Raw genomic sequence first — 14,474 nt, forward strand, 5'->3', positions numbered from 1 at the left:
TGATACCAGGAGAAATTATGATATAATCTAATATATTAAATTCACAAAGGAGATGAGCTTATTGTCATCAAAATTCTACTTGCATAAGGGTAAAGGTCGTAAAGCTGAAAATGGATGCCCATGGATATATACAGATGAGATTAACGAGTACGATGGAGAATACACCAATGGAGATATAGTTGAAGTTTATAATTTTAAAGGAAACTTCATAGGCAAAGGTTACATAAATGATGCTTCAAAGATAACTATAAGAATGATGACTAGGGATATAAATGAGGAAATAGACAGAGACTTCTTTAAAAGACGTATGGAAGCTGCTTGGAATTATAGAAAAAAAGTTATAGATACTTCAAGCTGCCGTTTTGTATTTGGAGAAGCTGACTTTCTTCCTGGACTTACTATAGATAAATACGAGGACTACTACGTTATTCAAATATCTTCTCTAGGAATGGATAAATACAGAGATATAATCGTAGATATCCTTATGAATGATTTCGGAGGAAAGGGCGTTTACGAAAGAAGTGACATAGCTTCTAGAGAGCTTGAAGGTCTTTCTCAGAAAAAAGGTTTCCTCACTAATCCATTCCCAACTGACATTGAAATAGAAGAAAATGGAGTTAAATATTTAGTTGATTTAGAGAACGGACAAAAGACTGGTTTCTTCTTAGACCAAAAGGAAAACAGGGCTGCAATCCATAGAATATGCAAGGATGCTACAGTTTTAGACTGCTTCACTCACACAGGTTCTTTTGCATTAAATGCTGGTATAGCAGGTGCAAAGTCAGTACTTGGAGTTGACGTATCTCAGCATGCTGTAGATTGTGCTACAAGAAATGCAGAGCTTAATAATCTTCAAGACACTGTAAAATTTGAATGTCACAATGCTTTTGACGTACTTCCACAGTGGGCTAAGGAAGGAAGACAGTTCGATGTAGTTATACTTGACCCTCCAGCTTTCACCAAGTCTAGAAACACTGTAAATGGTGCTAAAAGAGGATATAAAGAAATTAATTTAAGAGGGCTTAAGATGGTAAAGCCTTACGGTTATTTTGTAACATGCTCCTGCTCACACTTCATGAGAGAATATTTATTAAAAGCTACTATCATGGAAGCTGCTATGGATGCTAGAAGATCTATAAGACAGGTTGAATTCAGAACCCAAAGTGCAGACCATCCAATACTTTGGAATTCAGATGAATCTTATTATCTAAAATTTTATATATTCCAGGTAGTTTAGAAAAAAAGATGCTTTTAGGCATCTTTTTTTAGTTAAGAGTTACGTAGTGAAGAGTGAATAGTTGATATAGCACAAAGTTTAGGTTAATATTTCACACAACTTTGTCTTTATGTTATTCTTTAATTATAAAAAAATGGTTGACTCATATCCCAACATAGAAGTTATAAAGTCCGAAGATATTCTTGATCAAATTAACCGTAATAAAATGGAGAAAATCATTAAAGATAGCGAAAACTTAAACGGCATCTTTAATATATCAAGAATAGATAAAATGAAAAAATATCATTCTATGTGGTCACAAGCCCATACTATATATCTGGAACAACTGTATCTTAAAGATAAATCTAGAACTTCTGATTTTAACGAACAAGATAAAAAAAAATATGGTAGCTTATCTTTCTTTAATAGATGAAGTAATCAAAACTTATAATCTTGCACCTATTTCATCTAATTGATTCTAAGTTTTCTATGTTATAATTTGTATGTAATATCAAAATATTAAAGGGGGCTTTTAATGAAATACATGGGTAATAAAAAATATTGGGATGAAAAATTTGATACAAGAAGTGATACTCCATTAAGTCCTGAAAAATCATTAGTGGAAAATGAGGACTGTTTGAAAAAAGGATCTGTTCTAGATATAGCTTGTGGTGATGGAAGAAATACTTTGTTTTTACTTAAAAAAGGTTTTACTGTTACAGGGGTAGATTTTAGCAATAAGGCTCTTGAAAGACTAAAAATGTTTGCTGAAAGAAATAGTTATCTAGTAAATACAGTGCAGCTTGATTTAAGTATGCCTGACTCTTTAAATAATATTGGAATTTTTGATAACATTCTAATTAACCACTATAGATTAAACAGAGAACAGCTTAAAAATATTAAAGACCATTTAACTGATGAAGGTATTTTATTTGTTTGTGGTTTTGGACATAAACATAAAGTTGATTCCAAAATTAGAAAAGATGATTTAATACAGCCAACGGATTTCGAAGATATATTGAAGTCTTTTGAGCTAATTAAGTATGTAGAAAATCAAGATGACAGGGGATTTTTTGTTACCTATATTTTTAAAAAAATAATGAATTAAAATGGTTAAATAAAATAGTTTTCAAAAGAATATGTAGAAAAATGGGCTCTTAATTTAAAAGTAGGAGAATACATCATATCTGCATCAATAAAAGCAACAAAATCATAAAAGCAAACAAAAATCCAGCAACTAAGGGAATGTAGATAGATTTGTGTAAATCAAATCTACTACATTCCTTTTTTGTATGTTTTGATGGTAGATTTGGAATAATATACATTAAAAAGATTGAGGAGGATTCCAAATGAAAGTACCAGATATTGATTATCATGAAGAAGTTAAAAAGTGTAAGACTATGGAAGATGTAGTTGGCAAGAATGGATTGATGCAAAGACTTCTAAAGGATGTCATGCAGCAGTTATTAGAGGCAGAAATGGATGAACATTTAGGACGTGAGAAGTATGAGCGAACAGATGAAGACGAAGATAAGAATTACAGAAATGGTCATTCTAAAAAGCTAGTGAAAAGCAGCTACGGGGAACTACCTATGGATATTCCAAGGGACAGGAAAGCAGAATTCGAACCAAGATCAATAAGAAAATATACAACTGACTGCAATGAGTTAGATAACAAAATTATAAGCTTATATGCTCGTGGAATGTCAACAAGAGATATAGAATCAGAACTTGAAGACTTATATGGAATAGAGGTTTCACCATCAATGATATCAAAGATAACAGACAAAATTATGGTTGGAGCAGCTGAGTGGCAAAACAGAATGTTAGACCCAGTATATCCAATAGTATACATGGATGCAGTACACTTTAAAGTTAGAGATGAACACAGAATTGTGTCTAAGGCCGCCTATATTTGTATGGGCATTGATATGGAAGGCTATAAAGATATATTAGGCATATGGATAGGCGAAGCAGAAGGTGCAAAGTTCTGGTTAAGCGTCTGCAATGATTTGAGCAATCGAGGAGTTAAGGATATATTGATAGCCTGCATGGATGGCCTTAGAGGACTTCCAGATGCAATAAGAGCAGTATTTCCTAATGTTTGTATTCAAAACTGCATAATTCATCAGATTAGAAATTCTATAAAGTATGTGTCATACAAGCATAGAAAAGAGTTCATGAATGATTTGAAACTAGTTTATAAGGCTGATACAGAAGAGCTTGCATTATCTAACTTGGATGAACTGAAGAGCAAATGGGATGATAAGTATGGCTCAGTTGTAGACTCCTGGTATGAAAACTGGGATAAGTTATCTACATACTTCTCCTACACTAAAGAAATTAGAAAAATGATTTATACAACCAATACACTAGAAGGTTTTAACAGGCAAATAAGAAAGTTCACTAAAACACGCACAGTATTTCCTACTGATGATTCACTACATAAATCATTGTATTTGGCCACTGATCAGATAATGAGGAAGTGGACTTCACCACTGCCAAACTGGGGTGTAACACTTTTAAAATTTGAGATAATGTTTAAAGACAGAATTAACGAAGCATTAGCAGTATAGCTTGTATTATTTATAAAAATTAAGTATATTTCACAAATTTTAGTGCAAGATAGAAATATAAAGAATTCTTATTTTTAGTATTAGTTGAAAAGCTTAAAAATATAACTGGAAATGAAAATTTCCAGTTATATAAAAGATTTAATATCTAATTTACACAAATCGATGCACATTCTCGCAACTAAGTTACTGGATTTTATTTGACTTTATAATATTATACTTTGTATTAATTATTTCCAACTCTTCATTCTTCACTAAATAACTATTAACTATATAGTTATCTCTCCATCAATATATTCAGGAGTATTATCTATGATATCTTTTTTCATACAATAATGTAAATCTCCATCAAGTCCTAAGGATTTTAAGATGTTGTAGTGACGCGCATTCTTTATGAAAGAATCTATGTCTTTATTGTTTTCATATATATATTTTGCTGTAATAGCTATATCTGAAAGTTCTATTTTAGGATTATCATTTATTAAAGTATCTATTAAATAACCTGCACATATAAAATCATCCATAGAAAATTGGCCCATAGTTCCTGAATTTACTATAACCACATCTTCATTTAGACTCTTCAATTTTTTGCATATAGCCTTTGCATTAAGCATAGCAGCAATAAATATGTGGCTTGCACCATCGCAGCCTTTTATAGCTCTAGTTCCATTACTGGTAGTTATAGCGAGAGTTTTGCCTTCAACAAATTCTCTCTTATACTCTAGTGGAGAATTTGAAAAGTCAAATCCTTCTATTTTTAATGCCTTTCTTTCTCCTCCTAGTATTACTTCCCCATCATGTTGTTTTGAATAATCAAAAGCTTCTTCTACTGTTAGGAATGGTACTACTTTCTTCGCACCATTATCTAGGGCTGTAACCATTACGGATGTTGCTCTAAGCATGTCTATAACGACTGCAACCTTGCCTTGTAATTCTCCCTTTTTGATATGATCTGCTGATATTACTACATCAACCTTCATTTCGTACTTCATCTCCCTTGATGCCACTATTATTTTAATTCTTTCCAAATTAGAAAAGCAATTGTGAATGTAGCTGCTTGTCTAAAATTTCTTATATCATAGCCAGTATCTTTAGCTATTTTATCTAATCTATATATTAGAGTATTTCTATGAATATAAAGATTCTTTGCTGCTTCACTTATATTAAGGTCACAGCTTATAAATTCCTCAATTGTATTTAACATTTCATCGTCAAAATTATTGAATTTATCTTTAAATTCATTATAAAATTGTGCCTTAACTTTATTGCTTATATTGCAAATTGCTCTTTCAAAAAACATATCAGAATAATTATATACATTGTCTTTACCACCGATTCTTTTGCCAAGATCCATAGCTTCTTTTCCTTCTTCATATGCTATTTTTATATCTTCTATACTGTAAGCAACTTCCCCATAGCTTACATAACATCTACAATTAAGCTTATCGCTCAAAAAGCTAACTATTTTTTTGCCTTCACGCTCTCTATTTTCAAAAACTCCTATAATTATAATTTCTTCTTCATATATCATCGAAATTATATTGCTTCCCTCATAGGCATTTTTTAATGCAGTTAATGTCTCATACTTGCTTCCTTCTATAGATATGATAAATAATGTACATCCCGTTTCTACCATTGGCAGATTTTTTCTGAACTTATCTAACGGAACCTTATTTCCTTGAAGTACATCTCCAAAGAACTGCTCCCTTAAGTAAAATATGTCTTTATATTTATCTTCTATATAGCATTTTATAATTGGTAAACATGCCTCCATAGACTTTTCAACTTCTAATATCCCCCTATTATTGCCTAATGACACTTCTGTCAAGCTTTTTTCAACACTACTTGATTTCAATCTACAGAATACTAATGCTTTCCCTTCATTCCAAAGATTAAAATCAATCTTAGTATTGTCAGCAAGCTCTTCTAAAAAGTTTTTAAAATAGTACATCTAGCTACCCTCCAACAATTATTCTTATGTTATTCCCTCAAATCAAATCTCTTTTCAACTATTGTAACTGAATTCTTCGCTTCAGATGGAATTTTAACTCCATCTGAAAATTAGAAATCATTATCTAGAAGCATGTCAATTGTTATCCCCCACATAAAAAGATGTGAAGTATCATAATAACCAGCCATTAGATAAATTCAGTAAAGCTTGTCCTTGCTATCTTTGTGCTTAGATTTTAAAATCTAAGCTTTAAATCATTGTAATACTATTCCTTAATATATTCTTTGCCTTGATAAATATCATTATCTTCCAAATATTTATCTATAGCATTTAAAACTTCCCATTTCTTAAGACTCCACTGTGGCTCTATAAGCAAATCTCTTGGTGCATCTCCTGTGATTCTATGCACTACTACCTCTGGCGGTAATAATGAAATAGCTTTGCTTATAAGCTCTATGTAATCTTCTTGGCTCATAAAATTCATTTGACCGTTTTCATACAGTCGTACCATTAATGTATCTTTCATTAGATGTAGAAGGTGTATCTTTATTCCTTGTATATCTTTAGATGATAAATATCTGATAGTTTCTATCATATCATCTCTTTTCTCTTGTGGCAGGCCAAATATAGTGTGTACGACTACATCTATGCCTCTCTCTCTTAAATCTTTAACTGCCTTTTCAAATACTGGTAATTCATATCCTCGATTTATAAGTTTTGCAGTAGATTCTTTTGAAGTTTGAAGTCCAAGCTCTACCCATACATATACCTTTTGGTTAAATTCCTCTAAAAGGTCTAAAACTTCTTTGCTTAAACAATCTGGTCTAGTAGCTATTGCTAAAGCTACAACCCCTTCCTGTTCAATAGCTTCTGAATATTTTTCTCTAAGTACATCAATAGGTGCATATGTATTAGTATACGCCTGAAAGTACGCTATATATTTTCCACTTTTCCACTTTTTCATCATCATGTCTTTTATATCATTAAATTGATGTGTGATAGAAAAATTCCTGTTTCCAGCAAAGTCTCCAGATCCTCTTTCACTACAAAAGATGCATCCTCCTCGACTTATAGTCCCATCTCTATTAGGGCATGAAAATCCAGCATCAAGTGAAATTTTAAATACCTTTTCGCCAAATTTCTCTCTCAAGAAATAATTTAAACTATGGTATCTTTTGTCTCCCCATATTTTTTTCATGCTGCTATCCTCACTATTTAAATAAATTTAATTTTTCAATTATAAGTATACATTATTATTTTTCAATCTTAAAGTCTTTTAAATTAATCTTTACCGATACAGGTGCAACTTTATTTTCCACATCATTGTATTCCTTTTCTCTTGCACTTAAATATAAATTACTTTCATCAAATCTTTCGAAGAATATATCATATTTTTCAGACGGAAATTCTGATGATAAATTCTCCACTATTATGTCTCCAGAATCAGAATTATAACATCTAATTTTTGTGGCTCCACTATCATCTTTATATTGAATCATTAAAAATTTTTCATCTTTAGAAAAAATCAAAAGTTCTACTTTTGCATCTTTTATAATGTCAAGTGGAAGTATCTCTTTTCCTATAGGAATCTCCCTTACATTGTTATTAAAGCTATCTCCTCCATTTCCTTTACCCTTTTTCTCCATATCCTCTACTTTTCCTTGTACCTTTAAATCATCCTCAAGTTTAACTATGGAAATAAAAGCGTCCTTATCTTCACTAGAAACTGCTATCTTCCCTCCAGAATAATTAAATGAGCTTAAAGCAAATTGAGTTTCAGGAGAAACTTGAGTTTCCTTGATTTTTTCTTTATCATCTTTAGGATAAGCATATTGTGGAAGTCCTGCCTTATCTATAAGCAAATTAGTCTTAACATTATTTTTCTGTCTTATTCTAAGATTTTCACCTTCCTTAAAGCTTTCTTCTTCCTTAGATATTTTTACATCCTTTATCTTATATCCGTCATCAGTTTTTTGGACATTTATATCATGCTGTTCTAATATTGACACCACATTTTCCTTAGAATTTTTACATACCATTATTTTTACCATAGCACCATTAACAGCATTGCTTATCTCTTCCGTTTTCCATCCCATCATTCTTAAAGTATTATCAGGTTTTTCAAAATTTTCCTCTAAATCTAGATGCATAGCTTTTGCCTCATCATATTCTTCTTTAAATAAATGCTCCATGTAAGAGTCTATAAAGTTTATGACTTCTTTATTATTGAATACATCTATATTATTTTCCTTAGTCTCTTTATTTTTAGATAAACATGATGAAAACATTGTAACTAAAAAAATTCCTAAAATAGCAATCAAAAAAGATTTATAAAACTTTTTCCCCATAAAACTTCACTCCTTTTCTATATTTAATCATTTTTATTATTCCTCATTTATATATTTATATAGATAAAATAATTTTTATGGAAAAATTTCTTCTTCACATCACTAAGAAAGGAGGATACATTAAATGAAAAATATGATAGGTTTAATCTTTCAATTAGCAGCTGTATTTGTAGGTACTATAGTAGGTGCTGGACTAGCATCAGGAAAAGAAATAACAAACTTTTTTGCTGCCTATGGGTTTCCAAGTTTCTTTGGGATTCTTTTGTGTGGGGTGCTTTACATACTTATAGGTTCTCTAGTGTGTAAAATAAGCGTAAAGTACAATCTTCAATCCTACAATGAATTTATGACTTTTGTAAGCCCTAATTTTCTAGGAAAGCTTACAGGACTTATAACTTCATTGTTTCTTTTAAGCAGTGCTTCTATAATTTTGGCAGCCAGTGGTGCTCTTTTAAATCAATTTTTAGGAGTTCCTAAATGGGTAGGTATGATTTTAATGGGTATTTTCACTCTTTCAACTCTGCTAAAAGATACTCAAGGATTAGTCAAAATAAATACCTTTATAGTTCCTTGCTTAATCACTATAATAATTACTATATTTTCTCTTTATATTTTTTTCTACAAAGATATAATAACTATATCTCACCTTGCTGCTATATCTTGTGAAAAAGATAATTGGTTTACATCAACTCTACTTTATACAGGTTTTAATCTTCTAAGTTGTACAGGAGTTCTTGTCCCATTAAGCAGAGAAATAAAAAACACAAAAGTTTTGACTACTGGAGTTGTAATTGGAGCAAGCATATTAACAATATTGTGTATTTTCTTAAACATAATGCTTATGCTTAATAAACCTTACATCTATGATTATGCGATACCTCTTCTCTATATAGCAAACAGATTTGGTAAACCTCTTCAAATAATGCTTTTAATGGTAATATGGTGTGAGATGTTTTCAACTCAAGTTTCTGATATCTACAGCATAAGTAAAACTTTAGACGAGAGATTTAAAATTCCATTTAAGAAAGGTATATTTTTGGTATTCTTAGTGACCATTCCTATATCTCAAATAGGATTTGGACGTTTGATATCTATACTATACCCTTTCTTTGGAGCTTTAAGTCTCATCTTCCTATCGCAGCTTATACTTTTTTATATACGTTTAAATAAGAAGTCTAAGTCATAAAAATAGCGTGTTGCATAATTATTAAACATTTTGCAACACGCTTCTATTTCTCTATATCTTGTAAGCATCTGTACACTCACTAAATACCTTGCTGGTTTCCTTGAAACCTTCTATAAAATTTTTCAAATCTTCTATTCTCTCATTATAGACATTAATACTATTTTTAACTTCTTTTGCAGATACATAATTGATCTTTGCTACAAATGCCATTTCATTTACTATGCCTCCTATCTTCTCTATGTGTTTGTATTCTCTGTCTAAATCATTTATATTTCTTATTATAGTTTCTGAGATATTCTGCATACAAAGTGTACTTTCATAATTCATATTTTTAATTTCATAAAGTCTTTTAACTTCATCTTCCCAAAATTTATATTGCTGATTTACGCTTACTATAAGCATGCTTACATCACTTGTAAATTTATATAAATTACTGTTTATATCTCTTGCTGCTATACGACTCTGTTCCGCTAACCTCCTTAAGGAATCCAATATAACTATAAAATCTTTCCCATCTTCTCCCGACCTAGCTGCTTTTATCGATGCATTAAGAGATAGTAAATTTACCTGCTCTGCAATATTATCTACCATATTTGCAATTTGTGTTATATTTTTTATTCTATCTTTAATCTCTACTCCCTTATTATTTACTTCCCTAAATTTTTTAAGGGCACTCTCCATATTTTTATTAAAGCACTCTATGCTTTCATAACTTTTAAAGCTTTTTTCTACATACTTTTCCATCTCACTTTTATTTATATTCTCTAAATCTATCATAGACTTAAGCACAGCTACATTTTTATTTAGCGTTTTTGTTGCAACTTCTGTTCTTATTACATTTTCATCTACTCTTTTAGCTATTAAGGTTATTATATTTGAAATCCCATTGGCAGTATTTTTAATTGATTCATAACCACTGTTCATATTATTTATAAATCGATGCATATCATCACTTATTCCTTTATACTCAATAATGCTATTCCTTTCTTTAAGCTTAAATTCCCTTAATATATTATTAAGCTCCTCAAATTGGTCATGAGTTTTTATAGATACATTATCATAATATTTTTTCTCATTCAATTTACAAATCTCTTTTTTTAAAAATCTTTTTGGTCTTAGTAGAATATTTAAGATTGTAAAAGTCAAAATCGAAATTAAAATTGATGATATCGCTGCAACTTTAAAGTTTGATAGACATCCGTTGATTAATAAGCTTAGAAAAAAAACTATTAAAGATATCTTTCCTTCTATAAGATTTATACAACCAAAATATAATGTACTGTTTATTGCATATCTATATTCATTATATATGTCATATGGAAACTCAATATCTAAAATCAATACTTCATATGTTTTCTCTATTTCTTTAATATATAATCTCTCATTAAAATAACCCTCGCAGCCTTCCAATATACCATAAAATAAATCTACATATCCTATATTAGAGGTAAAGGTTACCCTTGCTTGCTTCTTACTTATTTCAACAATATCAAGTTCTCCTATATATATGTATTTCATTTTCTTCCATATATATTTTAAAATATCATTTAGAGATTTTAAAAACATATATATGTTGTCGCATGTGAAGTATCCCGGATATCGTTCCTGAAGATTATCAAGAAATTCTTTCCCAAACTCCTTCCAGATTTCATCTTCACTTTTATCTGTAAGATCCGAAATATTATGTACTATATCACACATGATTTTTTTATTCTGGTTTTCTATTTGAATTATAATATCTTCATATTTGTACGCTTTTATAGATTCATTTATCACTTCATCTCCATAGAGGTTACGGCCTATACCTATCCAATTAAAAAAATCTTTACCTTTAGTCACTATTAATTTCACCCTCTCACAATACACAATAAAGCAATTATACATTACTCATAAGGTATTGTTAATATATATTAAAAATAGATTGGACTTCCAATCAATTAGGAAGTCCTCACTTTGTGACTTTTTACAAGTCATCCCAATATTTTATTTTAGGCACTTCTCCTAAGGAATGGTATCCTAATCCTAATGGTGGATAAAAATCTTTCTCCTGAACTGGAGATATTTCCTCTATTCCGCCTCTAAGTTCTGCTATTTTTGTAACTCCTACATATATTTGCGATAATTTATACCAAGTTGAATAGTCTACATTACCTGTCTGTGGTAATCCAAATATCCCTTGGAATACTTTTACTGATTCTTTTGTATTAGGTCCATATATTCCATCTACTCTTACCTTAGGTATTAAAGGATAATTTTGGGCAATTCTATTTAAATAAGTCTGAACTGTAATAACTGGTTGGCCTCTTGATCCTATTTCTAGTGTATATCCTGGATAAGATCGTGGTATGCCTTCAACTTCTTCTGCAGTAACTAAGTTTATGTCATCTCCATAATAAGTAGTTAGGATATCGTAAGGTGTCTTTCCTTGATCCCCTAAATACTTGCTTCCCCATTGAGTCATCCATCCTGGACACTGTACTTGTACCCCATCGCAATATTGTGTTAATAGGGGTTGTCTAACTCCACTTCTTTTTACATAAGTCGCAAATAGCTCATCTACTATTCTACTTATATTCTCGTATATATTTCTTCCATAACTAAAAGCATGATCATATGCAGTTGAATTTGTAATGTCAAAAGTCTTTCCTCTGCTTGGATACCATTCTGTATATATTCTATTTAATGTAAATGAAACTATTGCATATACATTAGCTCTTATAGTATTTTCAGACCATGTAGAATATATTTCACTACTAGCTACATTTTTTATATATTCTGGAAATGGCACTGTATAATTAGGCCCTGATGAATTTGGACCTCCATCATGTACAATTATAAATTCTGGAACTACAACATTAGGTAAAACTACTTGCCCTGTAGATTTTGGCATAGGTTTTATTGGTTCCTCTGGGATTTTAGCTGGATAATTTCCTACTAAAACGTTAGGCTGTATTATGATTATAGTTTCATTTTGCCTTGTTAAGCCCTTATCTCCTCTTAAATATATTTGCTGTAATGCTGTAATCTCAGGATATATCTGTACCCCTTTTATCAATTGAGGGGCATACCCTTCTGCTTCTACCATAACATCTGAAAAACTATATGGAACTTTATCTGATGGTCTTTGTGAAAATTCTATTGGTGGCGCTTCTAACTCTACCACATCTGTGACACCAGATGAATTTGTCTGAATAGTATCTGATGCTCTTTGTTCTGCACCAACAGGTGTTATTGTGACTTTAGCTTTATCAATAGGTATATAGCTGTCATTTTCAAAAACCTGAACCTTTAAATATCCAGTTGCCATAAATAATCTCCTTTTAAAATGCTTCATTATATAATATGATAAAAGAACTAATTCGTTACCATTTTATTACACTTTCTTTATTTTATTTTCTTGCCAATCAATAATTGTACTAATAGATCTCATTGATTCTATTAATTTATTCTATTAAGCCTAAGCAGATTTAAAGCATTATTTAAACACACTTCCCCATAGCCCCATACAGTATCAGGATATACTACATCAGTTCTTTCTCTTTTTGCTCCCTTAACTAGATAATATTTCAGCCTTTCTCCATAAAGTATGACGTCATTCCCTTTAACGATTCCCCACTCTAAAAGCAATGCACATATTCCTGATACCTCTGGTGTTGCCATAGACGTCCCACTTTTTGTCCCGTATCTATTTCTAGGAATTGCTGCTTCTATGTTTTCTCCTGGAGCTACTATATCTGGTTTTAACACAGGATTATTGATAGACCCTCTTCCAGAAAATGATGATATATTTCCCGTAAATGGGTTATAACTTCCAACAGATATAACATTTTCAACAGTCGCAGGTATCCCTAATGTATTGTATATATCTGGATTTAAAAATTTTGTTTCTTTATTCAAACTTGAAGTTACAGCCATCCACATATTGTATATGCTGGTTGTCTCATTTAATAATTTAATTCTAATAGTCCATACACCACTTAATAAAAATTGATTTTCTGGAGAAAGTAAGCTTATTATAATTTCTCCATCTATATCAAATGGCTTAGGTCCTGTGTAATATATTAATACTCTATCCCTACCAACCTGTCTATCAAAAAATTCTTCTCTAATATCTATTACACCACTGCTTTGCGAAGCTGGATTTATTATTTCAATACTTATATTGCTTAGTAATCCCTTGTACAAAGGTATAGTTATATTTGACTCATCTCTAGCAATAGTCAAGGCTATGTCCTGTGTTTTCTTGAGAATTCCCCCTACATGCTGAGATGTGTCTCCATCATTTCCTGAAGCAGCTACAAAAACTATTGGTTCTAATGCACTTACTGTTGATATATACTTCTCAAATAAACTTTTTCCATTATGAGCTCCACTATTAGTGCTAAGGCTTAAGTTTATAACTAAGGGTTTGTTTAATTCTTTAGATTTATCTATAAGGAATTTAATTCCTCTCATTATTAGTGTACTTGTCCCCATGTTTAAACTTCCTTTAGGAGTTATTTTAACCATGGCAATGGAACTCTTATATGCAGGTCCATAATATACTTGACTTATTTTCCCTCCTCCACAGGCAATACTTGCTACATGCGTACCATGTCCATTGTCATCAACTTCATCAACTATGCTGAATGGATCTGTTGAATCAATAGCCTGTTGAATCTGATTTTTATTCCATATCTTTCCCCCTTGAGATAAGTCATATATATATTCTATTCTGGTTTTTCCATCATCATCTTTAAAAGCTGGATGCGTGTAATCTATACCTGAATCTATAAATCCTACAAGAACTCCTTCTCCACTTAAATTATATGCATTCCATGCTTCGTTTACACAAGAAACTCTATTACTTACAGCATAAGAAGTATAAAGAACTTTCGGAAGTTCTACATAATCTATCCCTCTTATCTTCAAAATACTATCTATTTGTGAAATAGGAAGATATACAATTCCATATCCGAAACCTAAATTCTCAAAACTCCCCCCGAAACTTTCCGTAGATTCTCTTACAATAGCTTCATCTTCTCCAAATAGTACTACAAATTCTACCTTTCCTGGCAAAAGGACATCTTCAATAGAGAGTTTATATAATCTTTCTCTTAAAGAAGGAGGTAATTTTAAAATTAAGTTTACTGATCCATCACTTAATATGTTACTCACTCCCATTTTTTTCTATACAATATATAATTATGATTATTCTATT

The 14,474-nt window shown here is 30.9% G+C and carries 12 protein-coding genes and 1 pseudogene; 6 read left to right on the forward strand and 7 right to left on the reverse strand.

What is annotated here, in order from left to right; all coding sequences use genetic code 11:
• Window positions 1-61: 61 nt before the first annotated feature.
• From KQH81_RS16390 to KQH81_RS16410, 5 genes and pseudogenes are all read left to right on the forward strand, one after another.
• Window positions 62-1,237 carry a class I SAM-dependent rRNA methyltransferase gene (locus tag KQH81_RS16390; RefSeq protein ID WP_027638451.1) on the forward strand — a complete coding sequence of 392 codons (1,176 nt, stop codon included), beginning with the start codon at window positions 62-64 and terminating at the stop codon, window positions 1,235-1,237.
• A 109-nt stretch (window positions 1,238-1,346) separates the two neighbouring features.
• Window positions 1,347-1,649, forward strand: a complete 303-nt coding sequence (locus KQH81_RS16395; RefSeq protein WP_027638450.1) for a hypothetical protein — start codon at window positions 1,347-1,349, stop codon at window positions 1,647-1,649.
• Between the two features lie 102 nt (window positions 1,650-1,751).
• A complete protein-coding gene (locus KQH81_RS16400; protein ID WP_027638449.1) occupies window positions 1,752-2,324 on the forward strand; it encodes a class I SAM-dependent methyltransferase in 573 nt (190 codons plus the stop codon).
• A gap of 21 nt (window positions 2,325-2,345) precedes the next feature.
• Window positions 2,346-2,432 (forward strand): annotated as a pseudogene (arsM, locus tag KQH81_RS16405) (arsenite methyltransferase); the annotation flags it as partial.
• Window positions 2,433-2,565: 133 nt separating this feature from the next.
• A complete protein-coding gene (locus KQH81_RS16410) occupies window positions 2,566-3,792 on the forward strand; it encodes an IS256 family transposase (protein WP_230028504.1) in 1,227 nt (408 codons plus the stop codon).
• Window positions 3,793-4,058: 266 nt separating this feature from the next.
• On the opposite strand, the gene KQH81_RS16415 is transcribed toward KQH81_RS16410, so the two are convergent.
• The 4 genes from KQH81_RS16415 to KQH81_RS16430 form a co-directional block, all read right to left on the reverse strand.
• Window positions 4,059-4,769, reverse strand: a complete 711-nt coding sequence (locus tag KQH81_RS16415) for a 2-phosphosulfolactate phosphatase family protein (protein ID WP_027638448.1) — start codon at window positions 4,767-4,769, stop codon at window positions 4,059-4,061.
• 29 nt (window positions 4,770-4,798) lie between these two features.
• Window positions 4,799-5,740, reverse strand: a complete 942-nt coding sequence (locus tag KQH81_RS16420) for a PucR family transcriptional regulator (RefSeq protein WP_027638447.1) — start codon at window positions 5,738-5,740, stop codon at window positions 4,799-4,801.
• Window positions 5,741-6,005: 265 nt separating this feature from the next.
• Window positions 6,006-6,938 (reverse strand): TIGR01212 family radical SAM protein, encoded by a 933-nt coding sequence (locus KQH81_RS16425; RefSeq protein WP_027638446.1) that lies wholly within the window; start codon window positions 6,936-6,938, stop codon window positions 6,006-6,008.
• A gap of 55 nt (window positions 6,939-6,993) precedes the next feature.
• Window positions 6,994-8,088 carry a hypothetical protein gene (locus KQH81_RS16430; RefSeq protein WP_027638445.1) on the reverse strand — a complete coding sequence of 365 codons (1,095 nt, stop codon included), beginning with the start codon at window positions 8,086-8,088 and terminating at the stop codon, window positions 6,994-6,996.
• A 124-nt stretch (window positions 8,089-8,212) separates the two neighbouring features.
• Between KQH81_RS16430 and KQH81_RS16435 the strand changes: the two genes are divergently transcribed.
• On the forward strand, window positions 8,213-9,274 hold the full coding sequence (locus tag KQH81_RS16435) for a YkvI family membrane protein (RefSeq protein ID WP_230028505.1): 1,062 nt from the start codon (window positions 8,213-8,215) through the stop codon (window positions 9,272-9,274).
• A 51-nt stretch (window positions 9,275-9,325) separates the two neighbouring features.
• Here KQH81_RS16435 and KQH81_RS16440 read toward each other — a convergent pair whose 3' ends face one another.
• The 3 genes from KQH81_RS16440 to KQH81_RS16450 form a co-directional block, all read right to left on the reverse strand.
• Window positions 9,326-11,113, reverse strand: a complete 1,788-nt coding sequence (locus KQH81_RS16440; protein WP_027638443.1) for a heme NO-binding domain-containing protein — start codon at window positions 11,111-11,113, stop codon at window positions 9,326-9,328.
• 124 nt (window positions 11,114-11,237) lie between these two features.
• Window positions 11,238-12,581 (reverse strand): peptidoglycan-binding domain-containing protein, encoded by a 1,344-nt coding sequence (locus KQH81_RS16445; RefSeq protein ID WP_027638442.1) that lies wholly within the window; start codon window positions 12,579-12,581, stop codon window positions 11,238-11,240.
• 131 nt (window positions 12,582-12,712) lie between these two features.
• Window positions 12,713-14,431: a S8 family peptidase gene (locus tag KQH81_RS16450; RefSeq protein ID WP_074845465.1), complete on the reverse strand. Its 1,719-nt coding sequence runs from the start codon at window positions 14,429-14,431 to the stop codon at window positions 12,713-12,715.
• Window positions 14,432-14,474: the final 43 nt, after the last annotated feature.

The sequence above is a fragment of the Clostridium cadaveris genome (genome assembly GCF_020911725.1).
In the GTDB taxonomy this organism is placed as follows: Bacteria; Bacillota; Clostridia; order Clostridiales; family Clostridiaceae; genus Clostridium_X; species Clostridium_X cadaveris.